At 33.7% G+C, this 23543-nt stretch carries 21 protein-coding genes; 9 read left to right on the forward strand and 12 right to left on the reverse strand.

The window, feature by feature from the left end:
- Positions 1–144 precede the first annotated feature (144 nt).
- On the forward strand, positions 145–1332 hold the full coding sequence (locus tag RM538_RS03390; RefSeq protein WP_311331985.1) for a phage tail-like protein: 1188 nt from the start codon (positions 145–147) through the stop codon (positions 1330–1332).
- An 81-nt stretch (positions 1333–1413) separates the two neighbouring features.
- Here RM538_RS03390 and lpdA read toward each other — a convergent pair whose 3' ends face one another.
- From lpdA to RM538_RS03405, 3 genes are all read right to left on the reverse strand, one after another.
- A complete protein-coding gene (lpdA, locus tag RM538_RS03395; RefSeq protein ID WP_311331986.1) occupies positions 1414–2814 on the reverse strand; it encodes a dihydrolipoyl dehydrogenase in 1401 nt (466 codons plus the stop codon).
- A 116-nt stretch (positions 2815–2930) separates the two neighbouring features.
- Positions 2931–3569 carry a CPBP family intramembrane glutamic endopeptidase gene (locus tag RM538_RS03400; protein WP_311331987.1) on the reverse strand — a complete coding sequence of 213 codons (639 nt, stop codon included), beginning with the start codon at positions 3567–3569 and terminating at the stop codon, positions 2931–2933.
- Entirely contained in the window at positions 3569–4027 is a 459-nt protein-coding gene (locus RM538_RS03405) for an Lrp/AsnC family transcriptional regulator (RefSeq protein ID WP_311331988.1), read from the reverse strand. Before RM538_RS03405 ends, RM538_RS03400 begins: the two co-directional genes overlap by 1 nt.
- A 151-nt stretch (positions 4028–4178) precedes the next feature.
- Between RM538_RS03405 and RM538_RS03410 the strand changes: the two genes are divergently transcribed.
- The 8 genes from RM538_RS03410 to ribB all read left to right on the forward strand — a co-directional run bounded on the left by RM538_RS03410 (position 4179) and on the right by ribB (position 13630).
- Positions 4179–5390, forward strand: a complete 1212-nt coding sequence (locus RM538_RS03410) for an aminotransferase class I/II-fold pyridoxal phosphate-dependent enzyme (protein ID WP_311331989.1) — start codon at positions 4179–4181, stop codon at positions 5388–5390.
- 66 nt (positions 5391–5456) lie between these two features.
- Positions 5457–6926 (forward strand): Na+/H+ antiporter NhaC, encoded by a 1470-nt coding sequence (gene nhaC / locus RM538_RS03415; RefSeq protein WP_349254601.1) that lies wholly within the window; start codon positions 5457–5459, stop codon positions 6924–6926.
- Positions 6927–7003: 77 nt separating this feature from the next.
- A complete protein-coding gene (gene tpx / locus RM538_RS03420) occupies positions 7004–7504 on the forward strand; it encodes a thiol peroxidase (protein WP_311331990.1) in 501 nt (166 codons plus the stop codon).
- Positions 7504–7863, forward strand: a complete 360-nt coding sequence (locus RM538_RS03425) for a diacylglycerol kinase (RefSeq protein WP_311331991.1) — start codon at positions 7504–7506, stop codon at positions 7861–7863. The genes tpx and RM538_RS03425 overlap by 1 nt, the downstream gene beginning before the upstream one ends.
- A gap of 98 nt (positions 7864–7961) precedes the next feature.
- Positions 7962–10316, forward strand: a complete 2355-nt coding sequence (locus RM538_RS03430; protein WP_311331992.1) for an FtsK/SpoIIIE family DNA translocase — start codon at positions 7962–7964, stop codon at positions 10314–10316.
- Between the two features lies 1 nt (position 10317).
- On the forward strand, positions 10318–10959 hold the full coding sequence (lolA1, locus tag RM538_RS03435; protein WP_311331993.1) for an outer membrane lipoprotein periplasmic chaperone LolA1: 642 nt from the start codon (positions 10318–10320) through the stop codon (positions 10957–10959).
- 10 nt (positions 10960–10969) lie between these two features.
- Positions 10970–12409: an LptF/LptG family permease gene (locus tag RM538_RS03440; RefSeq protein WP_311331994.1), complete on the forward strand. Its 1440-nt coding sequence runs from the start codon at positions 10970–10972 to the stop codon at positions 12407–12409.
- Positions 12410–12484: 75 nt separating this feature from the next.
- Complete coding sequence (ribB, locus tag RM538_RS03445; protein WP_432279792.1) at positions 12485–13630, forward strand: 3,4-dihydroxy-2-butanone-4-phosphate synthase; 1146 nt, start codon at positions 12485–12487, stop codon at positions 13628–13630.
- Here ribB and RM538_RS03450 read toward each other — a convergent pair.
- The 9 genes from RM538_RS03450 to RM538_RS03490 form a co-directional block, all read right to left on the reverse strand.
- Entirely contained in the window at positions 13627–15237 is a 1611-nt protein-coding gene (locus RM538_RS03450) for a thrombospondin type 3 repeat-containing protein (RefSeq protein WP_311331996.1), read from the reverse strand. The genes ribB and RM538_RS03450 overlap by 4 nt on opposite strands.
- Before the next feature lie 121 nt (positions 15238–15358).
- On the reverse strand, positions 15359–16555 hold the full coding sequence (locus tag RM538_RS03455; RefSeq protein WP_311331997.1) for a DegT/DnrJ/EryC1/StrS family aminotransferase: 1197 nt from the start codon (positions 16553–16555) through the stop codon (positions 15359–15361).
- A gap of 192 nt (positions 16556–16747) precedes the next feature.
- Positions 16748–17233: an aminotransferase gene (locus RM538_RS03460; RefSeq protein ID WP_311331998.1), complete on the reverse strand. Its 486-nt coding sequence runs from the start codon at positions 17231–17233 to the stop codon at positions 16748–16750.
- A 5-nt stretch (positions 17234–17238) separates the two neighbouring features.
- The gene (locus RM538_RS03465; RefSeq protein ID WP_311331999.1) at positions 17239–17802 is read right to left on the reverse strand and encodes a helix-turn-helix domain-containing protein; all 564 of its coding nucleotides are present in this window, start codon (positions 17800–17802) and stop codon (positions 17239–17241) included.
- Between the two features lie 209 nt (positions 17803–18011).
- Positions 18012–18494 carry a hypothetical protein gene (locus tag RM538_RS03470; RefSeq protein WP_311332000.1) on the reverse strand — a complete coding sequence of 161 codons (483 nt, stop codon included), beginning with the start codon at positions 18492–18494 and terminating at the stop codon, positions 18012–18014.
- Between the two features lie 108 nt (positions 18495–18602).
- The gene (locus tag RM538_RS03475; RefSeq protein ID WP_311332001.1) at positions 18603–19355 is read right to left on the reverse strand and encodes a DUF2321 domain-containing protein; all 753 of its coding nucleotides are present in this window, start codon (positions 19353–19355) and stop codon (positions 18603–18605) included.
- A gap of 135 nt (positions 19356–19490) precedes the next feature.
- On the reverse strand, positions 19491–20204 hold the full coding sequence (locus tag RM538_RS03480; RefSeq protein WP_311332002.1) for a hypothetical protein: 714 nt from the start codon (positions 20202–20204) through the stop codon (positions 19491–19493).
- Complete coding sequence (locus tag RM538_RS03485) at positions 20194–22848, reverse strand: TrlF family AAA-like ATPase (protein WP_311332003.1); 2655 nt, start codon at positions 22846–22848, stop codon at positions 20194–20196. Before RM538_RS03485 ends, RM538_RS03480 begins: the two co-directional genes overlap by 11 nt.
- A 164-nt stretch (positions 22849–23012) precedes the next feature.
- Positions 23013–23537 carry a hypothetical protein gene (locus RM538_RS03490; RefSeq protein WP_311332004.1) on the reverse strand — a complete coding sequence of 175 codons (525 nt, stop codon included), beginning with the start codon at positions 23535–23537 and terminating at the stop codon, positions 23013–23015.
- Positions 23538–23543: the final 6 nt, after the last annotated feature.

A 23543-nucleotide genomic window follows, 5' to 3' on the forward strand; every position in this document is an offset into this window, starting at 1 on the left:
AAGAATTAGACTACAATATGTTACATTAAAACGAATAAATATGTTTTTTGTCGAATATTTAAAAGATTTATATGTTAAATAATCAATGTGTGTAATTATTTTTTATAGAATTGTACTCGATAAATCCCAAATTATCAATCTATTATGAAAATCTATACCTACGTGCTATTAGCATTATGCCTTTTTGGTCTATATCCAAAAATAAATGGTCAAGTTGGAATAAACAACACAGATCCTAAAAGTATATTAGACATAAGAGCATCAGATTCATCTTCTCCATCTGCTCAAGATGGAATATTAATCCCAAGAATAGAAAGTTTCCCAGCTACAAACCCAGGAGCAGACCAAGATGGTTTGTTAGTGTTTTTGTCTAAAGACATTTCTGGGTATTTAAAAGGATTTCATTACTGGGATTTCCCGTCGCTCTCATGGCTTCCTTTCGCTACTGAAGAATGGAAAGATGGTGTTAATTCATCTGGAGATGACTTAATATTTGCAACTAGAGCTAAACTTGCAGGAACTGATATAGTAATTACAGACGATGGACGTATTGGTTTTGGAACGAGTGATCCCGTAGAAAGATTTGAGTTTAGAGGTCCAGGAGATAATGATTTTCAAATAACAAGTGCAAATACAAATCCTCCAAACTACATATTATATAATACAGGAGGAACTATTGACGCTCCAACTGCCTTTACAAATGCAGACCAAGAAATTGGGTCATTTATTGTAAAAACTCATGATGGTAGTGCAATACGAGAGCCTGGAGGGTTTAGGTTTTATGCAGAAGGTATTCCAACACCCGGAAATACACCATCAAGATTTGTGATTAGTACAACTCCCAGTGGTTCTACAAGTCAACAAGAAAGAATAATTGTAAGAAGTACAGGTAATGTTGGACTTACTGAGCAAAACCCAACTGCTACACTACATATTAGACCAGGGACAGCAACGGCAGGTTCTGCTCCTTTAAAATTTAGCTCTGGAACAAATCTAACAACACCGGAGGCTGGAGCAATGGAATTTAATGGTACTGACCTATACTTTACGCCTTCAACAACAAGGCAAACAATAATGAAAGGATATACAAATACTGCGGTTTTAGATTTTCCAAATATAACTGTTAACAATGCTTCAGATTTAACTGTTACTGTCACAGGTGCAACACTTGGAGACGTTTGTAATTGCTCTCCAAATGGCGCAATAGAAACTGGAATTGTATGGAACTGTTTTGTTAGTGCTGCTAATACGGTTACTATAAGAGTATCTAATGTTAGAAATAGTAACGTAAATCCAGCTAGTAGATCTTGGAAAGTTAACGTTATAAAATAAACTACAGCACTTAAAAAAATAAATCTAAAATGAATCTAAGGTATGTACTACATACCTTAGATTCATTTTTTTTTACAGTATTTAAGCATGTAAAGGTCTATTATCTGTAGCTGCCAAAGCTGCTTCTTTAACAGCCTCTGCATACGTTGGATGTGCATGGCTCATTCTTGCAATATCCTCTGCACTTGCCCTAAACTCCATTGCAGTAACAGCTTCACTAATTAAGTCTGCTACTCTGGCCCCAACCATATGTACTCCTAAGACTTCATCTGTCTTTGCATCACTTAAAATTTTCACAAAACCATCGGTATCGCCACTTGCTCGGCTTCTTCCTAAAGCACGCATTGGGAATTGTCCAGATTTGTATTCTACTTTCTCATCTTTAAGTTGCTCTTCAGTTTTACCAACACTAGCTACTTCTGGCCAAGTATAAACAACTCCAGGAATTAAATTATAATTAATATGTGGTTTTTGTCCAGCTAATGTTTCTGCTACAAAAACACCTTCTTCTTCAGCTTTATGAGCAAGCATTGCTCCTTTAACAACATCTCCAATAGCATAAATATTAGAAATATTGGTCTGTAAGTGTTCATTAACTTCTATTTGTCCTCTTTCTGTAATTTTTATGCCTGCATTATCAGCTTTAAGCCCATCCGTATAAGGCCTTCTACCTACTGAAACTAGACAGTAATCACCTGTAAAAGTAACTTCTTTGTCTTTTTTATCGGTAGCAGTAATAGTAACTTCATTTTTCTTTCTTTCTACTGCAGAAACTTTATGCGAAAGATAAAACTTCACACCTTGCTTCTTCATTACTTTAGTAAGCTCCTTACTCTGTGCAGCATCCATTGTAGGAATAATTCTGTCCATATACTCTACCACAGATACTTCAGCGCCTAATCTTCTATAAACCTGTCCAAGTTCTAGACCAATTACACCCCCACCAATAACAATCATATGCTTAGGGATTTCAGTAAGGGAAAGTGCTTCGGTAGAAGTAATAACTCGTTCTTTGTCTATTTCAATAAAAGGTAAACTAGATGGCTTACTACCAGTTGCAATTATGGTGTTTTTTGCTTCTATTGTTTCATTTTTATCACCAGAAATCTCAATATGTGTTGCATCCTTAAAGGCTCCTATTCCCGTAAAAACATCAATTTTGTTTTTATTCATTAAAAAATCAATCCCTTTTGTGGTTTGATCTACCACAGCAGCTTTACGCTCGATCATTTTTTTGAAGTTAACTTTAACCTCTCCGGGGATTTCAATTCCGTGATCTTCAAAATGCTTAATGGCGTCTTCGTAATGGTGAGAGGAGTCTAGAAGTGCTTTACTTGGGATACACCCAACATTAAGGCAAGTACCACCCAGCGTATTATATTTTTCAATTATTGCTGTTTTCATACCTAATTGCGCACAACGTATTGCTGCTACGTATCCACCAGGTCCTGAACCAATTACTGCAACATCATATTTTGACATATCTAATTATTTATGTTTTGAAATACAAAGGTACGATACCCATAAATAGTTTAAAAGTTTAGGGGTTTAAAAGTTTTGTTAAGCTGGGGTTGTTCTTGAAAAGTAAAATTTCGCTTTTATGGAGTTTCCATACCAGGAAAAGCTAGCATTTGTCCCATTCCAACTGTAAATAACCAATTACCATATAACGCATGTTCAATGCTAACAAGTAATGTGGAACGTGTTCTAAAAAAAGTGATGCCGAATAAAATTCCACCAATAAAAGTTAAAATAAGCACTAGCGTATTTCTGAAGAAAATATGTGCCAAAGAAAATACTATTGCATTTATAAATATAAAGAGCGATTTACTTTGAAATAGTTTTTCGTACCTAGAAAAAAAGAAAGTACGATAAATTAACTCTTGTGGCCAAACCGAAAGAAAAGTATACACTCCTAAAATTATTACAAATAAAAGAAGGTTAGTTTTTGGTACAAAGAAAAGGGCACTTTTATCTTCATACCAAACAAACAAGGTAGTTAGTAAAGCAATTACTGTAAACTGAATTACAATACGTTTAAAGAATCTCCCCCATTTTTTCTCAATCGTAGTCCTAAAACTAATGCCCTCAACTTTTAAAAGAATATAAATTATATATCCAAACCCAATAAGCGTTAATGCGCCTTTTAAATAAAATGAGTAATCATATGCAAAACTTATAGGTAGTAAAATGAATAGTAAAAAAAATTCAACAAGTAAGTATCTATTTTGTTGCATTAGAGCGGAATCTTAGTATTATTTTTTACTTCACTAATAGTAAAGGAGCTTTGTGTACTACCTACATACTTTAAAGTTGTAAGTTTAGTAATCATAAAGTTACGAAAGTGTTCCATATCCTCTACTATAACTTTTAATAAGTAATCATATTCTCCACTAACATGAAAACATTCTAAAACCTCATCTAGTTTTTTTACTTCGGTTTCAAAAATTGTTATGTGTTCCTGAGAATGTTGGGCTAGTTTTATATGACAAAATACTAAGAAACCAAGATCTACCTTCTTCTTATCAATAAGACCTACATATTTCCTAATAAGTCCAGACCTTTCCAACTTTTTTATACGTTCATATACTGCTGTTACAGACAAATTTAATTGCAATGAAAGTTGTTTGTTAGTTTGTTTTGCATCTTCCTGTAGAAGATTTACAAGCTTTTTATCAAGGGTGTCTAATTTCATTCTGAAAATTTTTCTTAAAGATAACTACTTAAACTATAAATATACTACGATAATCTATCTAGATAAACATTAATAGAATTAAATACTAAATAATAGTCTCTTCATTGATAAAAAATCTATCATTATATACTTTTGATGTAAAACAAATACAATGAAAGATACAAAAGATTTTAAGCCCGCAAACAACATCCAGGATTTACAATACTTCGGAGAATTTGGAGGTGTAAATCCATCTATCTCAGATTCGTCAACTTATACTTTTCTTTCAGCAAAAACAATGTTTGATACTTTTGAAGGGAATGCAGATGGTTGTTATCTATATTCAAGACATTCTACACCTTCAAACTTATACCTAGGAGAAGCCCTCGCTGCAATGGAAGGCACAGAAACCGCAAATGTTGCTGCTAGCGGAATGGGAGCTATCACTCCTACTATTTTACAGTTTTGTGAGACTGGAGATCATATTGTTTCTAGTCGTACAATTTATGGTGGGACTTATGCTTTTTTGAAAAACTTTGCACCAAGATTGGGCATTAACAGCTCGTTTGTTGACATTACAAAACTAGAAGTAGTTGAAGCTGCAATTACTTCAAAAACAAAAATAATATATTGCGAAAGTGTAAGTAACCCTTTACTAGAAATAGCAGATATAAAAGGACTAGCAGCTATTGCAAAAAAACATAAGCTTAAACTACTTGTAGATAATACCTTTTCTCCGCTTACTATTTCACCAGCTGTACTAGGAGCCGATGTAGTGTTACATAGCCTTACAAAATTTATTAATGGTAGTAGTGACACTATGGGAGGTGTAGTTTGTGGAAGCCAAGAGCTAATAGATACTCTTAGAAATGTAAATGATGGAGCTTGTATGCTTCTTGGAGCTTCTATGGACAGCTTACGTGCTGCTTCAATATTAAAAAACCTAAGAACATTACACATTCGTATGCAACAACACAGTAAAAATGCAATGTTTTTGGCTGAAAAATTTGAAAAAGATGGATTAAGAACAGTATATCCTGGATTAGCTTCGCATACGGGACATGAGCTAATGAAAAGTCAAATGAACCCACAATATGGGTTTGGTGGCATGTTAACTATAGATGTTGGAAGTTTAGATAAAGCCAATACACTAATGGAGCTAATGCAAGAACGAAATCTTGGCTATTTAGCCGTTAGCTTAGGTTTTTACAAAACCTTATTTTCTGCTCCCGGAAGCTCTACTTCTTCTGAAATACCCGAAGAAGAACAAAGTGAAATGGGGCTAACAGATGGACTAATTCGCTTTTCTATTGGACTAGATGCCGATATTAAACGTACCTACCAACTTATGAAACAATGCATGAAAGATGTAGGCGTTTTGTAAATCACGATTATTAGTATTTGCATAGCAAGTAACAAAATCGTAACATTACAAGACAAAATTTACACTATGCAAAGCCAAGACAAACAAAACGAAAAAATTGTCGAAAATAAGGAGTTAAATATCTGGGAAGCATTGATTCCTGTTATTGCTCTAGTGATTATGCTTTTTTACAATGTTTTTTATGCTTTTGGTGATGATGCTTTAAGTGGAAGCAATCAATTTATTCTTCTATTAGGAGCTGCTGTAGCTGCAGTTGTAGGTGTATTTAATAAAGTAAGTTATAAGCAAATGGTTGAAGAAGTTGCCCAAAATGTAAAGTCTACAACTGGAGCTCTCTTGATTTTACTTATGGTTGGAGCCCTTGCTGGAACATGGCTTATAAGTGGCATAATCCCAACAATGATTTATTACGGATTACAAATTTTAAATCCAACTATTTTTTTAGCCTCATGTGTAGTTATTTGTGCAATCATATCTATTGCTACCGGTAGTAGTTGGACTACTTCTGCAACTGTAGGTATTGCATTAATTGGTATTGCTGAAGCGTTAGGAATATCGTTAGGAATGACAGCTGGAGCTGTATTATCAGGTGCCTATTTTGGAGATAAGCTATCACCACTAAGTGACACTACAAACCTAGCACCTGCTATGGCGGGAACAGATTTGTTTACACATATAAAATACATGACTTATACAACTGTTCCTACTATTATAGTAACGTTAATTGTATTTATAATAATTGGGGTTGGTTTAGATCCTGTAGGAGTTGCAGACACAACTTCAATACTCGCATCTATTGATGCTTCATTTAATATTAGCCCTTGGCTTTTTATTGTACCAATTTTAGTTATTGTCATGATAGTTAGAAAAACGCCTCCTCTTATTGCATTATTAGCGGGTACTTTATTAGGAGGATTAGCAGCTTTAATATTTCAACCGGAAATTGTTACAACAATTGGTGGTGGCGATACCTTGGATTTTACTTCTGGTTACAAAGGAATTATGAATGCGATAACAGTAGACACTTCAGTAGCTACAGATAATGAAGCTTTAAATGATTTATTTTCGGCAGGAGGAATGAGTGGAATGTTAGGTACTATTTGGTTAATAATTTGTGCCATGGTATTTGGTGGAGTTATGGATGCCATAGGTGCTTTAGCAAGAATTAGTAAAGCGCTATTATCATTATTTCATACAACCTTTGGTTTATTTGCGAGTACAGTTGCTAGTTGTTTGGCATTAAATTTAACTGCAAGCGACCAGTACTTAGCAATAGTTGTTCCAGGAAAAATGTATAGCAAAGCATTCAAGGATAAAGGGTTAGCTCCAGAAAACCTATCCAGAACTTTAGAAGATAGTGGTACTGTTACTTCAGTTTTAGTCCCATGGAATACCTGCGGAGCGTATCAAAGCGGTGTTCTCGGAGTTCCTGTGATAGATTACTTTGCATTTGCAATTTTTAACTGGCTTAGTCCATTTACTACACTCTTATTTGCAGCTTTCAGAATTAAAATAAGACAACTTAAGGAAGCTTAATAAAGGCAAATCTTTAAGAAGATTTTAGTTATTTCCTGTAGAGGATTATGTACTTTTATGAAAATTATAAAAGACAAATGGCAAAAATTACACTAGGCGGAAATGCAACAGAAACAACAGGGAATCTTCCAGAAATTGGATCAAAAGCATCAGAATTTACTCTTACAACTTCAGAGTTAGGTTCTAGAAAACTTTCAGATTACAACGGAAAAAAATTATTGCTTAATATTTTTCCAAGTGTAGATACTGGTGTCTGTGCAACTTCTGCTAGAAAATTTAACGAAAGTGCTTCAAAGCTTAAAAACACAACTGTTTTGTGTATTTCTAGAGATTTACCTTTTGCACAAGCTCGTTTTTGTGCCGCAGAAGGAATTGAAAACTTAGAAATGCTAAGTGATTTTAAAGATGGTAGTTTCGGAAAAGAGTATGGTTTAGAAATTACCAATGGTGCTTTTCAAGCATTACATTCTAGAGCCGTTATTACTCTTGATGAAAACCATACAGTACTTTATACTGAGCAAGTACCAGAAATTGGACAAGAACCTAATTATCAAGCTGCTATTAATAGTTTACAATAATGTGGAACACCTTCTTAGGAAAACGCCTTAAAGGTGTAAAATATGCAGCCAAAGGTGCATGGATGCTAATAAAAAATGAAGCTAGTATTCAAGTACAAACTGTAATTGCTATTGTAATGACCTTTGCAGGATTTTATTTTGAAATAAATACTACGGAGTGGATTTTTCAAATAATAGCAATTGCATTAGTAATGAGCCTTGAAGGTATAAATACTGCTATAGAAGAAATTTCAGATTTTGTTCATCCAGATTTTCATAATCGAATAGGTTATATTAAAGACGTTGCCGCAGGTGGAGTTTTTATTGCTGCACTAGGAGCTGTAATTATAGGATGCATAATATATATTCCAAAATTTTAGACACATTTATTAAAAGGGAGCCCATCTACTTACAATAATTTTATGTAGTTTGCATCGTTGTATATTTGTAATTTTGCACTAAGACAACCAACCACTTCATGGCCAAGAAAAAAAGAGCTACATCCAAAAAAACTAAGAAACCTCGAAAAAAAATAGCGTTTACACTTTCTAGGCAACAAAAAATAGTGCTTGGGAGTGCCCTTTCCATTATTGGGTTAATGTTTATAATTTCGTTTATCTCATTTTTATTTTCATGGCAAGTGGACCAAAGTGAACTTGCAGTTATTGGTAATAGAGATGTTGAAAAAGAAAACTGGTTAAGCACTTTTGGTAGTGCAGTAAGCAACTTTTTTGTTTACAAAGGCTTTGGTATATCAACTCTAATCTTCGCATTTTTAATTACACTTACAGGAATTTATTACTTCTTTGATTATGCAAAAAAGCAACTAGTACGATTTTGGTTTTGGGGAATGTTAGTAATGGTATGGCTAGCTGTATTTTTTGGATTCTTCCCTGCAAAGTCTACAATTTTAAGTGGAGTTATTGGATACGAGGTAAATGATTTTTTACAAGATTATTTAGGCTTTATTGGCGCTGTATTAGTTATGGCTTTTCTTGCCATTGTTTACTTAGTGATTAGACTTAAAGTGACACCAGAAAAGGTAACTAGTGCATTTAAAAAGACTAAAAATTCTGTTGTAGAAGATTTTACTTCAGAAGAAAGCACCGTTTCGCAAACAGACTATGAGAAAGAAGTAATAGAAACTACAATTACTACTGAAGAAAACTCAATACCACTTGAAATTCAGAAAGAAGAGAATTTAGAACCAGGTTTAAAAGAGAAAGTTCCTACTAATGAAGAAGCTGAAGTAGCAATGGAAGTTGAAGCTCCTGTAGAAGAAGAGACCGTAGAAGATAATTTAAGCAAAAAGCTAGTAGAAGATTTTGGACAGTTTGACCCAAAATTAGAGCTAAGCAACTATAAATTTCCAACCATAGAGTTGCTTAAGGATTATACACAAGGACAAGGAATTACTATAAATCAAGAAGAGCTCGAAGAAAACAAAAACCGAATTGTAGAAACCCTTAATAACTATAAAATTGGTATTGCAAATATTAAAGCTACCGTTGGTCCTACTGTAACACTTTATGAGATTATCCCAGAGGCAGGTATTAGAATTTCAAAAATTAAAAATCTTGAAGATGATATTGCTTTATCGCTTTCTGCATTAGGAATACGTATCATTGCTCCTATTCCAGGACGTGGTACTATTGGTATTGAGGTTCCCAACAAGAAACCAAAAATCGTTTCTATGCGCTCTGTCATAGGTTCTCCTAAGTTTAGAGATGCCGAGATGGAACTTCCTATAGCTTTTGGAAAAACAATTAGTAACGAGACCTTTGTAGTAGACCTAGCAAGAATGCCACATTTACTTATGGCTGGTGCAACTGGACAGGGTAAATCGGTTGGACTAAATGCTATACTTACCTCACTACTTTACAAAAAACATCCAGCCGAAGTTAAGTTTGTGCTTGTAGACCCAAAAAAGGTGGAGCTAACACTTTTCAACAAAATTGAAAGACATTACTTGGCAAAGCTTCCCGATACTGATGAAGCAATTATTACAGATACTAACAAAGTAATTAATACCCTTAACTCACTTTGTATAGAAATGGATGCCCGTTACGACCTGCTTAAAGATGCTATGGTTCGTAATATTAAAGAATATAACACCAAATTTAAAAACCGAAAGCTGAACCCTAACGACGGTCATCGCTTTTTACCTTACATTGTTTTAGTAATAGATGAGTTTGCAGACCTAATTATGACAGCGGGTAAAGAGGTAGAAACCCCTATCGCCCGTCTAGCACAGTTGGCTCGTGCAATTGGAATTCATTTAATTGTCGCAACGCAGCGACCTTCGGTAAATGTGATTACAGGTATTATTAAAGCCAATTTCCCAGCTCGTATAGCATTTAGGGTAACTAGTAAGATTGACTCAAGAACTATATTAGACAACTCAGGCGCAGACCAACTAATAGGTCGTGGTGACATGTTGTACACACAAGGAAATGACCTGACAAGGCTTCAATGCGCGTTTGTAGACACACCAGAAGTGGCAGATATTACAGATTATATTGGTGCTCAAAAAGCCTATCCAGATGCACATTTATTACCAGAGTATGTAAGTGAAGAAGGTGGCACAACTCTTGATAATAATATTGAAGAACGAGATAAATTGTTTGTTGAAGCTGCCGAAGTGCTTGTAATAGCACAACAAGGTTCTGCTTCACTTTTACAACGAAAATTAAAATTAGGATATAATCGTGCAGGTAGAATTATAGATCAACTTGAAGCTGCAGGTGTTGTAGGTCCTTTTGAAGGAAGTAAAGCAAGACAAGTACTCGTTCCAACTATTGAAGCATTACACCAACTACTAAATAATGAATAAGATGAAAAAGATAGTATTAATTTGCATAGCAATTTTGGCAAGCTCAACAATACAAGCGCAAAATGCGAAATCATTATTAAATGAAGTTTCTACAAAGGTTAAAAGCTATGACAATATTTCTATAGACTTTAAATACACGCTTAATAATGCCAAAGAAAATGTAAGCCAAGAAACTCGAGGTGATGTTACCCTTTCTGGCGAAAAGTATGTTTTAAACATGTTGGGTACTACTACGCTATTTGATGCTACAAATATGTACACCATTGTTCCAGAAGATGAAGAGGTTACTATCTCAAAGTATAACCCAAACGACGACAAATCTATAACACCTTCTAAGATGTTGACTTTTTATGAAAAGGGATACACTTATAAAATGGATATAGTACAAAATGTAAGAGGAAGAAAAATACAGTTTGTAAAACTTACTCCTATAGATTCCAACGCAGAGATAAAAGATATTTTATTAGGTATCGATGTGCAGACAAAACATATCTATAAATTAATACAGACTGATGCTAAAGGAACAAAATATACACTTACAGTAAATTCTTTTAAGACAAATCAGCCTCTTTCAAAAACCTTGTTTACTTTTGACGAAGCCAAGTATAAAGACGATGGCTATTACATCAATAGGTTAGACTAAGTACATTGCATTGAAAATATTAGACCGCTATATATTAACAGCATTTTTGAAGACGTTTTTTAGCGTCTTCATTATTTTGATGTTCATTTTTGTACTGCAAGCCGTTTGGCTCTATATTTCAGAGTTGGCTGGTAAAGACTTAGATGCAGGTTTAGTATTAAAGTTTCTCTGGCTCTACTCTCCCAAGATAATTCCATTAGTATTACCACTAAGTATTCTGGTAACCTCACTCATGGTCTTTGGTAACTTTTCTGAAAAATATGAATTTGCAGCCATGAAATCTACTGGGATTTCATTACAAAGAGCGATGCGAAGTCTAATTTTATTTATTGGATTATTAAGTTTTGTAGCCTTTTTGTTTGCCAATAATGTTATTCCTTATTCTGAATATAAGTGGCAAAATCTACGACGAAATATCAAGCAGTTTAGTCCTTCTATGGTAATTGCCGAAGGGCAATTTAGCCAAATAGGAGACGATTTTAATATTAAAGTAGAAGAAAAAAGTGGTGATAATGATGAGTTTTTACACGATGTTATTATTCATCAAAAAACCGAAGAAAAACGAAGTGGAAACCATAGAGTGATTGTTGCCGAAAAAGGAGAGCTCACAAGTGAAGAAGGTAGTAATACACTCTCACTTATTTTAAGTAACGGGTTTCATTATAACGAAGTACAATTTAAAGACTTTAAAAAACAACAAAGACTTCCATTTACAAAGACGCATTTTGATGAATACACCATCAATATCGATCTTACTGAAATGAACAAACAAGACATAGATAAAGACAACAACTATAGTAACCACAATATGTTTAAAGCTAGTGAGTTACGTGTAGAGATTGACTCTATGGAAACCAGTTATACAAAAGAAACTATAACTGTCTCTGAAAATTTATATTACCGTAGTGGCCTCTCAAAGTTTGGAGCAACAGCACCAAAAAAAGGGGTAAATGACACACTACAATTCTCTAGCATTGTAGAACCTTTTGGCCCTCGAAAACAAGCGCAAATTGCCTCTCTCGCGCTAACTAATGCTAGAGGAACACTACAAACTGTTGCTGGGAAAAGAAATGCCTTTGCAAAAAAACTTAGAACACTTAACAAACACAAGATAGCATTGCATGAAAAGTATGCATTAGCCGTTGCGTGTATAATTTTGTTTTTTGTAGGCGCTCCTCTTGGCGCTATTATTAGAAAAGGAGGTATGGGCTTACCTATGGTAGTAGCCATCCTACTGTTTTTAACATATCACTTTATAGGTATTTTTGCTAAAAACAGCGCCGAAGACAGTACAATCTCTCCATTTATTGGTACTTGGATAAGTACTGTTATTATGCTCCCGTTAAGTATTTGGCTTACCATTAGAGCCACGACAGATCAAGGTATATTTGATATCGATTCATTTACACAACGGTTTACAAGATTATTTAAGAAAAAAGAAGATAAATAATACTTCAGCTCAATTCTAAATTCTTACTTCTAACACAACATTCCGTATCTTTGTACTATAATTCTATTTGTTATGATGACTACTGAAAAAGAGACTACCATTCAACTTAACACTATACAAGAAGCCATTGAAGATATTAAAAAAGGTAAGGTTATTATCGTGGTAGATGATGAGAATAGGGAGAACGAAGGAGATTTTGTAGCTGCATCAGAGCTTATTACACCAGAGACCATTAACTTTATGGCAACCCATGGTCGTGGCCTTATTTGTGCCCCAATTACCGAAAGTCATTGCAAAGAACTACAGTTAGAAATGATGACTGGTAATAATACAGATCCTATGGAGACTGCATTTACCATATCGGTCGATTTAAAAGGGCATGGCGTTACAACAGGAATTTCGGCAAGTGATAGAGCCAAAACAGTAAAAGCACTTATAGACCCCAATACAAAGCCACATGATTTAAGCAAGCCAGGACATATTTTTCCTTTAAAAGCAAAAGATGGTGGCGTATTACGAAGAACAGGGCATACCGAAGCAGCAATAGATTTTGCACGCCTAGCAGGACTACAACCAGCAGGTGTGATTGTTGAAATTATGAATGAAGACGGTACCATGGCTCGCTTACCGCACCTTGTTGAAGTAGCTAAGCGCTTTGATTTAAAACTAGTCTCTATTGAAGATTTAGTTGCCTACCGAATGGAGCACGACTCTTTAATTGAAAAGAAAGAAGATTTTAATATCACGACCAAGTTTGGCGAATTTAGATTAAGAGCCTACCAACAAACTACCAATGAACAAGTACATATTGCGCTTACTAAAGGAACCTGGCAAAAAAATGAAGCCGTTCCTGTACGTGTAAACTCTACACTAGTAAATAATGACATTTTAGGAACCCTTACCAACGATGCAGATAAAAAGCTTGACGAAATGTTTCAGGTAATTAATCAACAAGGAAAGGGAGCAATAGTGTTTATTAATCAACAAAGTCAATCTTTTAACTTGTTAAATCGTCTTTCAGAATTAAAACAAAACCAACAGCCCGGTACAGTAACCAAAGCACCAGGTATCATGATGGATGCAAAAGATTTTGGAATTGGTGCTCAAATCTTACACGATTTAGGTATTCATAAAATAAAACTTGTATCCAATTCTAAGCAAACCAAACGTGTAGGAATGATTGGGTATGGACTTGAGATTACAGAGTATATTAACTATTAATTATCTGGACATGTAATTTGTTTAGAAACTAGTTTCCCGCTATCGTCTGGTTGGTAACGGAAACAATTCCCACTTGCAGACTTCATAATAACACCACGGTGAATATTATTAATAAATATATCACCATCTGCGACTTCGAGTAAAGTATTTGGCGTAGTTGTATTAATACCTACCCCTCCTACTCCAGAACCTGTTGTTCCTGCTGCTGTTTCGCAATCATCACCAATCCCATCACCATCGGTATCGGTTTGTGATGCATTTGCAGTATCTGGACAATTATCACATGGGTTTCCTATACCATCACCATCAGTATCTTCTTGATTGGGATTAGACTCGCTTGCACAGTTATCTGTACTATCTGGAACACCGTCACCATCAGAGTCTGCATAGGTTGTATTACAGTAGGTAATCACTTCTGGGATACTGATGCAGTTTGTATCGTTACCAACTATATTAATACTTCCGCCAATAAAACCATTGCCGCTAATAAAATTTTGGAACACACAACATTCACTTAGTGAACTATTACTTCCTACCACTAAATCCTCACCTAGATATAATACATTATCAAATTGAGATACATCAGTTAGTACAGAATTATTAGAAATAGTAGCATCTCCAGATATAGAAGTAAGGTCCTCAAAACCTGCTAAGCTTGCAAGTAGTGTACTCCAAATTTCTAGGTCTCCATTTACTGTTTCTAAACCATTAAGAGCAGAGATATCTGTTAAACTTGGCACAAAATTAATGTAAAGAAAGTCAAGTTCATTATTAGAAGCACTTATTCCTCCTAAATCTGTAATTCCCAAATTGGAAAAATTAATCCCTTCAACAGTACAAGTAATAAAAGAAATGTCTGTTAAGGTGGGCGCATCATGAAAATAGAATGAACCATCAACCTGGGTAAGATTGCTTAATGCATCAACATTAGCTAAGGCAAAATTTCTATCAATATAAAGGTTTGCTGTGGTTGTGAGATTATCAAGACCATCTAAGCTTGCCAAATTATCATTAGTGTATATGCTTATACTTGATGCAGATGTGATAGCATCTAAACCTGTTAAATCTACAAGTGCGTCAGAACCTGTAATTGAAATTTGCACATCTGGAGAGGCTATGTTATGTAGTCCATTTAAAGTTGCAATATTTGGATTATATTCTAAACTAATTGCAGTTGCTTGTGTTATACCACTTAACCCAACAATAGAAGTAAGATTATTATTATAGCGTAATTGTATGTTACTATTAAAAGAGGTCAGGTTTTGTAATCCATCAATGTTTAGTAGACTATTATTAGATTGTAAATATAAAAATGTTCCTAAAGTAGTAAGATTTTCAAGTCCAGTTAAGTCTGTAAGATTTGTAGAGCGTATATACAAATAGCCTGTAATTTCTGTAATAAAAGTTAAACCTGATAAATCGTTAATAGATGCTCCGGTTATATACAAATCTCCATCTATCTGGCTACACCCGCCTCCACCATAAGTAGTGACAAAATTGTCAATTTCGGTTTGACTTGTCCATGTATAATCTGTATGCCCACAGGTTTGACCAAAAGTAAATTGCGATACTAGAACAACAAATAATAAAGTAAATAATTGCTTCAAAACATAAAAATTTAAAAGCGTAAATAGGTTAAATTCTTCATAAAGAAGAGGCAATACAAATATATAAATGAGCTATTTATAAAACCTCTATGAAAACATAGATTTTACTTCCAGCAGAATTCTATGAAAGTACGGAAGCTACTGTTTTTGCTATCATTTGCGCTCTTTCTTCTACTTCGTTTTTAGTCAATCCTATTTTAACTAAAGCCGAGATAGTTCGTCCCATCCAAGCATCACTTTTTGAAAAGTCCTTACTATTTAAATCTTGCATCTGTTCTTTTATTTCAGTAGAAAGTGGCTGCATAGATTTTAAATTGCGTAGGTGTTCCCAACCATTAATGTAGTGCCAATTATTTTTGAACCAGTAAAAACAAGCTTCTACTCCTGCTCCACCTAAGGCTTTATGTGCTTTTTCGGCTAGCTCTTGGGTTGGTAAATAAAAGTTTACAAAGGAGTAATTCTCTATACCGCCTTCTGGGACACGTCTAAATGTAACCCCATCTACTAGTGAAAGAGCTTCCCTAACAATAGTGTAATTACGTTTTTGTAAGTCTAATATCTCATCCATCTTGCCAAGTTGTGCTATACCAACAGCAGCGTTTAGCTCTGAAATACGGAAGTTATACCCTAAGTGCGGATGAGTTTCTGCTCCTCTATCATTACCAATATGGTCGTGTCCGTGGTCTTGGTATTGGTCTGCGTTAATGGCATATTGCTTGTTGTTGGTAATAACTCCACCACCTTCTCCACAGGTAATGGTTTTTACATAATCGAATGAGAAACATCCTAAGTCTCCATAACTTCCTAGCGGTTTCCCTTCAAAGGTACCTCCAATAGCCTGACAAGCATCTTCTAGCAATACTAAGTTATGTTTGTCGCAAATAGCTTTTAACGCCTTTAAATCTGCCATAGAGCCGCACATGTGCACGGGCATAACACATTTCGTCTTTGCGGTAATTGCAGCTTCTACTGCTTTTGGGTCTAAAGTTAACGTATCGTCTATATCTACCAATACTGGAACAGCTCCTAACATCATAATTGACTCAAAGCTTGCGACAAAAGTAAACGTAGGCATAATCACTTCATCCCCTGCTCCAACACCTGCCGAAGCTAATGCTACGGTTAAGGCAGATGTTCCACTAGAAACCAACTGGCAATGGTTGGATTGCATACGTGCTGCAAAAGCCTCTTCAAATTCTTTGGCTTTCCAATGGTTATTACGCATGCCATCAAAGCCATAACGCATTAATACTCCTGTTTCTAATACATCGTTTACTTGTTTTCGCTCTTCGGCTCCAAAGACTTCAAATCCTGGCATATAGTATGGTTTTAATGTTAGTAACTACACAGATTACTACTGGTTAGTTACAAACTAGATAAGGAACAAAGGTAAGGGTTGCGTTTAGGGTTTGCAATGATAATGTACTCAGATTCTTTTGGTATAATCACTACGACATTAAGGTAGAAACGATACCTGCATATGCTTTTAGGTATAGTAACTTTTTGGTTATTACAGAGCACTAATTATAGCTAGATAAAGGTTTGTGGCATAACCACAATACACTAAGAGTTCTTTTATGTCAAATTCTGAATTAAAGTCTGCAATTTCAATATCGTAATCATAATTTAGCTTAGTCCATTTATTAACAGAGTTAAGTGAAAACTGAAGCGTATCAGATTCATTGTAAACTTCAAATTTTAGCTTCCACTTTGCCTTATTTTTTAATACATAATTACACTCCGTTCCATCAGGTTTTTCTAATCGAATAATCATCTGGCCTTTTAAATTAAAAGTAATATCACCAATGTTAGTGTTGTTCTTATAAATATCAACCTTGCTTGTCCAAATATTTTTTGGCTTGATTTCGATTTTGTTTCCGTCCAGATCAGTTTTAGCTTTTTCTGAAAACCAATTAGTATAAACCAATTCACAAATTTCTTGATTGTTCTCGGTTAATTTAAAATTTCCCTTTCCAGAACTTGATACTATTTTCATAATAGTTATTTTATGAGTTTTATAATATTTGGGTATAAACCTTTGGTTTGCCCCTTACTTGTTTTAATCGCAAAAAGTATTGGCAGTACTACATTTAATAAATAAAGCCCAATAAACACGTAAAATAAAACTGGATAATATCCGTAATGCATAATTTTTAAAAAAGCAAAAGCAGCTATTGAAATAAAGGTTACAATAGACCAAATTATCTGGTAGTTTAATAGGTTGGCTCCCATTTGTTTAAGCCCAATTACTTTATCTTTTTTATTCATCCACATAATTAGTGGAATAATTATATTTCCAACAGGAATTGCTAAAAACGTAAGTACCGTAAGATGAAATATTGTAAGGTAACTTTTATCCGGTTGTTTTCCATAATCAAAAAGGTCTTCTGCGTTTATGTCAAGAACTTCACAAATTAAAGTAAGCGTTTTTCCTCTTGGTTCACTTTCGTTATTTTCGATTCGCTGAATTGTCCTTAAGTTTACCTTTGCAGATTCTGCTAATTCTTCTTGAGATAAGCCTTTTTTCTTTCGAATCTCTCTAATTTTTTTTCCGATTTCGTTCATAATTGATTTTGTTTTATTGTTTCGACAAATCTACTTATGAAACTATCTTTTTGATAACGGTTTATTTGCGACATTTTTACGACATTCTTGTCAATATACCAATTTTGCTGCGTTCTTTGAACAACTAATTTAGCAAATACATACCGAATAGAAAACCTGTAAGGATTATAAAACAAGCATAAACGAGTAATTACATACCCTTGTTTTGCTTAGTTGTTGCTGTTAAAGTAAGAAAGAGTTTGTGCCTTATCAAAATCAACTGAATTTGTAATAACTGGTTTTTTGTCTGGGTGAATCAAAACCATATCTCCATCTAGTTCTTTTCGTTTTAAAACTGTCTCGGAGTTATCACTATGTTTAATAATTATTGAATCCTTATCAAAATATTGATTTTTAATATTTAAAGAATCTAGTTGCTCACCAGCCATGTCTGGATACCAAGTCATGTCTGAAATAATCTCAATAAAGTCCTCCTCTACGTATTTAGATTGCATCTCATTAATTTCTGTTGAGTCGGGCATTAAAAAAAGTACCATGCGCTCATTAATCACTATGGCGTTTTTGTTATCTACGGTATCTGCAACTTTTGCGTTAGCGTTCGTATCAATCTCTGTTGATGCCTCTGTACGCTGTTTTCCTTGATTACAGGCCGAAAGTATTACCAGTACAATTAAAAGCTTAAGGTTTTTCATAGTTTGTTTTTGGTATGGTGCTATTTTAATATACTCAAAGATAGGGAGTTTGTGTGAGATTTATAAGTAATTAGCTATGAGCTATATACGTTGTTAGCAACAGATTTTTTAGTGTCCTTTCGGAACTATTTTTACTTTAACTTTCAATTTGCTTTTATCATCATTTAGGTCATTTTCGATTCCTCTTGGATTATTTATATAACCTTCTGGGTCATACACAAAGCAGTATAGAAGTTTACAATTCGGATGCGTTTTATATTTGGCAATATCAATAATAAGTTGTTCGCCAAGTTGTTTAGCTTTAAGTGAACTTCTGGTTTTTTTAACTTCTATTACTATTTCCTCATCTTTCAATAAAAAATCGGAACGAGTAGAGCCACCAGCATAGCTTGGATTCCATTCTTCACATCTAATATCTTCATAATACATCCTTAATAACGAATGAAGTAAATCTTGTGTGTCATATTCGTCTTTAACATCCAATGTTTCTCTATCATTGTATCGATTTCGTAATTGTTTGACTACAAGATGAAATCTTTCGAAAATTGTTTCCAATAACAGTAAATCATCTTTATCTGCTTTAGTTGTATTTTTTGCAATAACTTTTTTTCTGGACTTCCAAGGAAAATCATTTCCGCAATGTTTACAAATATCAGGAACAGGCGTCATATCAGCTGAAATAAATACCACATCTGATTTGTAATCACCTTCAATTTCTTTTCCACAATTCGGGCAATCCTTCAAAGTTTTACTTCCACAATAAGTGCAGAATTTTTTATTGAATTCGGGACTCGAATGAAATGAATCATTAATTCCGTGTCCTTTTTCACAAACTAAATAAGCATCGTAATATCCTAGCATATTGTTTTTTCAAATTTGTTGCTAACGGTCTAGTATAAGAATAGTAGCGGATTTTCACGCATTAACTTTTCGGTTAAACACAGACCTTTTTTATATTTACTTACTTTGGTTTTAGCGATTAAACCGCTATTATTTTTATACATTGTTGGCAACTGGCTTTTTATTCAATCTTTTTATTATTTCTTCGTCTTGGAAAGTCTTAATTCCATTTTTATAATTGTTCAAGAAATATTCGTCATATCCAGTTTCATTAATTTTTTCTGCTATAATTTGTTCGTTAAGTAAAGACTTTGGATTAGGAACAGTCAATGTCGCTATTAGAAAATCAAATTCGTTCAATTCATCAGTCCACTCTATTTTAAGAAATCCATTTTTGTCAATTAATTCAGGTTCTTTTTCTATTGTATAATCCGATGGATTGAAATTATATTCTGCATATATTTTTCCCCAACGTTCCTTTATTATTTCTAGGTTTCTACTATTCGCAAGATTTGGATTTATTAAAAGACCAACAGTCCCCCAATTTTTGTTTAGTGAAGGCCCACTTTTTTTCCAAAGTCCTTCCGCAGACGCCATAGCAAATGCTTGACTTTCTAAATTCCTAGCATTTTTAAGTGTTTCCTTAAATGGAAGTATGTACGCATTTCCGAATTCAGTTTTAGGGTGATTTGATAAAATCATTGTATGCGTATATCTTCTAGAACTTGATTCTCTTCCGTATCGTATTCGTGCCTTTATTGGTATTAAATTTTCTGAAGATGCAAGATAAAGTTTTCTCCATTTGAGTCGTTTGGGTTCATTGTCCCAGAGTAATGAACCAATAATTATAGCACCTCCGTTAAATTCCATATATGAATTGTCTCTGTTTAAATGCGCTTTTACCTCCTTCTAAAATTTCACAACATATTACTCTTGTTTCTGTTCGGTCAATCGAACCAGAATCTAAAATATGAGATTTAACACTCGTGCTTTTTAATGGAATGATTAATTCTGCGTCTCCTAGAACTGCAATATTTGGATTGTGGGTCACAATTATAACTTGTCTAGATTCTTTGATTTTTCTTAGATTTTTTACAATGGTTTTAAAAATAAACTCACTATCCAAATTGTCTTCTGGTTGGTCAATAACCAATGGATTTTTACTTTTTGAGAGCATCAATATGCCAAGTAAAACAGATTGTTGCTGACCTAACGATAATTGAGAAATTGATTTTGTATTCCTGATGGTCTTACCATTTTCATCTTTGAAAACTTTTGTGACAGAAATTGAAGGTCTATCTTCAAAGTCGATTGCCTCAAAATCTTCATACGTATAATCTTTCATTATACGAGTTATGATTGATGTAATGTCATAATCGTTTAAAAGCCTGTTGCCTTCACTATCCTTAATTGTTTTGAATTTAGCTATGTCATTTTTTTTACACGCATCTACAAATTCTAATGGTGTCATTTGTTTTGAAATGACAGTCGCTTTTGGAACTCTAGCTGTTTTCCATTCCATAACGCTTTTAAGTTGACTCTCAAAAATGTCGGAATATTTGCCTTCTTCGTATTTTACTGTAATAAATAACCCATCTAATGTGTTTTTTAGATTTTGATTTATAATATCTGCAAATGCATAACGATTGTAATAAAGTTTTCTCTTTAGGTCTGCTCTTTTCGTGAGTAGTTCTTTACGAGTTTTATCAAGCTCTTTTAATAATTTTTGACTGTTTTCAAGTTTTTTAACTCTAGCAGTAAGTTCAATAATATCTTTAGAAATTTGATTTATTTTACCTAAGTCAAAAGGAATTCCTTGTGCTTCTAATTCCTTTTTCTTTTTATCAATTTTTTCTTGGATTGTTTTTTCTTTTTCTTTCCAGTTATTCAATTCTACTTGTAGTTCTTTGATTTTAATGTTTAATGCATCATTTAATTCTCCGGATTTTTTACTTACTATTTTTGAAAACTGAGAAACAAGGTCTTTTACTTTTTTAAAGTAATCTTTACCGACAATTATTTCTTCATCTGTTAGACTTTCAAATGCTTCAAAGGTGTCGTTATCGCTTAAAACTTCTCTGTAAGATTTAACTAAATCATTCAAATCTTCAATAAGAACTTTTCTTATCTGTCTTTCCTTAATTAAACCATTTTGGAATTTTACTAAATCCCCAGCTTTTTCTTTTTCAAGACTTTTTAGCTTTTTCTGTTCATTTAGTAAAGCCTTTTTAGTTTCTTTTAAACTCAAAAGTTCAAGTCTTAATTTACGAGACTCACTTTGATTATCTAATAACTTGTTCTGAATATCTTTTTCCTCAAGTTTGAGTGAACTTAAATCTAAAAATGAGTCTAAAAAGTTTACTAGTATAATCGGGTTTTCATCACTATGCTGTATAGTGTCCGCTGTTTCTCCTTGACCGTAGCTTTCTATATCAACTTTTGAAATACCATTTAATGGGTCTGTGATATTCTCTGTTATATTGTTTTTTTCTCTACCAAATTCAATTACTTGTCCAGCTTCATCTTCAAAAACCAAACTAGCTTTTTGAGGCCATACTTCTGAATCAACTACTTTGGACAATGACTTATTTCCTGATGTTTCTCTAATGACTTCAAGCAAAGTTGATTTGCCTGCTCCACGACTTCCAATTATACAAGTCAAATTTGGACTTAGATTAACTACCATATTATCTAAAAGTCCTCCTTCAATTTTTATTGATTTAATAAGTGGTCTTTTTTCAGGAATGAACTCTTCTAATCTTATTCTAGATTCTTGACTTTGTAAAGCAATTTTGAAAGAATGATAATTTAATTCATCAACTTTAATTCGAGTGACTTTTTTCTCGCCTTCAGCATTAGTTCCAAGCTTAATTAAAGTATGAGCATCAGAAGACATAAGTTTAGGTAAATTATAATCTTCTGTAAGTTCTAGCTCAGCTCTTCTTAGATTTATTAATCTTTTTCTATTATCATCTTCATCTAAATCAGTATAAAAATCTACACTTCGTTTTGTGTTGATTTCGAGACCATATAAGTTTTTATGCTTAAAAACTTCTTCCATTTGTGGTCCGAATCTACCAATAGTTTTTTCAAATCCCGAATCTACTTCTATATGTGCAAGTACTCCAATTCCATTGTACTGTTCTGCTAAATCCAAACATTGCACAATTCCTTGCTGACAAGTTTTTTTATCAGCACTTACTGTTAATTTACCAAAGCAATCGCTTAAATTTTTGAAGGTTTCAAAATATAACAGTAAATGACCTTGAGTAGTACTAACTTCTATTCCTGGTATTACCAAGATGTCTTTATCTTTAGAATAGTTTATTGCAATTCTAGAATTTTGAATTTCATTATGGTCTGTAATACTAATTATTTTTAGTCCTTTTTCAATAGCAGTATCAACAATGGCTTCTGGTGTCATTGTATGGTCATAAACATCATAAGAGCCATAATCTTCTCCATAAGAATGAATATGTAAGTCGGCTCTTAAAAATTTAGCTCCTATTGTCATATTTTGGTTTTTTTTTCAGCTTGTTGCCAACGGTCTGGGCTATGAGTAGTTGCGTGGTTTAGCGATTAATTTTGCAAGTACACACCAAGTTGGAAATTCCGCAGGAATTTCCAAAGTAGGCGAGAACAAGCAATTACTTATAGCCATTGTTGTGAGCTGCCTTTTTATTCAAACATTTTTTTCAGTTCCGCTTCCATATCTCTCGATACTTTGTAATTCGCCTCATTTCCATTTTTAGAGTGTTGGAATGTTTTCTTGTTTTCAGCTAATTTTTTAACAAATTGGCTTGTATTTGAAAGCTTTATACTGTGTTCTTTTAAAAGTCTTGAAATATCTCTACTCCTGAATGTTTTTGTTTCTGAATTCAGCTGTGTGTAATAACCTGCTAATAAAGCTTTTCTAGTATCGCTCGTGTCTTTTGGAATGGCATTTAACCATTCGCCAAAAGTTTCTGGTAATTCAGACGTTACTATAGTTTCCGATGGTGTTTCAGTAGCTGTGCCATTTGCTTGTGCAGTTGTTTCTGTGGCTTGAACTACAGCTTTTGGTTTTTCAGTTGTTTTGGACAACTTAACGTATGTTTCTAAATGCTTTTCAATTTTATCATAGTGATTTGATACGAAATCAGAAGGTCCTTCTAATTCTATTTTGATTTCGCCAATTTTAATTTCAAGTTTTGCTTCTGCCATATTTTA

Source organism: Patiriisocius hiemis, from assembly GCF_031846325.1.
Lineage (GTDB): Bacteria > Bacteroidota > Bacteroidia > Flavobacteriales > Flavobacteriaceae > Patiriisocius_A > Patiriisocius_A hiemis.

What these genes read in the sequence shown, in the direction of transcription:
- RM538_RS03405 (WP_311331988.1), bottom strand. Translation starts at nt 4,027, where the DNA reads ATGAAATTAGACACCCTTGATAAAAAGCTTGTAAATCTTCTACAGGAA.
- tpx (WP_311331990.1), top strand. Translation starts at nt 7,004, where the DNA reads ATGGCAAAAATTACACTAGGCGGAAATGCAACAGAAACAACAGGGAAT.
- RM538_RS03455 (WP_311331997.1), bottom strand. Translation starts at nt 16,555, where the DNA reads ATGCCAGGATTTGAAGTCTTTGGAGCCGAAGAGCGAAAACAAGTAAAC.
- RM538_RS03460 (WP_311331998.1), bottom strand. Translation starts at nt 17,233, where the DNA reads ATGAAAATAGTATCAAGTTCTGGAAAGGGAAATTTTAAATTAACCGAG.
- RM538_RS03475 (WP_311332001.1), bottom strand. Translation starts at nt 19,355, where the DNA reads ATGCTAGGATATTACGATGCTTATTTAGTTTGTGAAAAAGGACACGGA.
- lolA1 (WP_311331993.1), top strand. Translation starts at nt 10,318, where the DNA reads ATGAAAAAGATAGTATTAATTTGCATAGCAATTTTGGCAAGCTCAACA.
- RM538_RS03465 (WP_311331999.1), bottom strand. Translation starts at nt 17,802, where the DNA reads ATGAACGAAATCGGAAAAAAAATTAGAGAGATTCGAAAGAAAAAAGGC.
- RM538_RS03490 (WP_311332004.1), bottom strand. Translation starts at nt 23,537, where the DNA reads ATGGCAGAAGCAAAACTTGAAATTAAAATTGGCGAAATCAAAATAGAA.
- RM538_RS03485 (WP_311332003.1), bottom strand. Translation starts at nt 22,848, where the DNA reads ATGACAATAGGAGCTAAATTTTTAAGAGCCGACTTACATATTCATTCT.
- RM538_RS03425 (WP_311331991.1), top strand. Translation starts at nt 7,504, where the DNA reads ATGTGGAACACCTTCTTAGGAAAACGCCTTAAAGGTGTAAAATATGCA.
- RM538_RS03480 (WP_311332002.1), bottom strand. Translation starts at nt 20,204, where the DNA reads ATGGAATTTAACGGAGGTGCTATAATTATTGGTTCATTACTCTGGGAC.
- RM538_RS03390 (WP_311331985.1), top strand. Translation starts at nt 145, where the DNA reads ATGAAAATCTATACCTACGTGCTATTAGCATTATGCCTTTTTGGTCTA.
- RM538_RS03410 (WP_311331989.1), top strand. Translation starts at nt 4,179, where the DNA reads ATGAAAGATACAAAAGATTTTAAGCCCGCAAACAACATCCAGGATTTA.
- lpdA (WP_311331986.1), bottom strand. Translation starts at nt 2,814, where the DNA reads ATGTCAAAATATGATGTTGCAGTAATTGGTTCAGGACCTGGTGGATAC.
- RM538_RS03430 (WP_311331992.1), top strand. Translation starts at nt 7,962, where the DNA reads ATGGCCAAGAAAAAAAGAGCTACATCCAAAAAAACTAAGAAACCTCGA.
- ribB (WP_432279792.1), top strand. Translation starts at nt 12,485, where the DNA reads ATGACTACTGAAAAAGAGACTACCATTCAACTTAACACTATACAAGAA.
- nhaC (WP_349254601.1), top strand. Translation starts at nt 5,457, where the DNA reads ATGCAAAGCCAAGACAAACAAAACGAAAAAATTGTCGAAAATAAGGAG.
- RM538_RS03400 (WP_311331987.1), bottom strand. Translation starts at nt 3,569, where the DNA reads ATGCAACAAAATAGATACTTACTTGTTGAATTTTTTTTACTATTCATT.
- RM538_RS03470 (WP_311332000.1), bottom strand. Translation starts at nt 18,494, where the DNA reads ATGAAAAACCTTAAGCTTTTAATTGTACTGGTAATACTTTCGGCCTGT.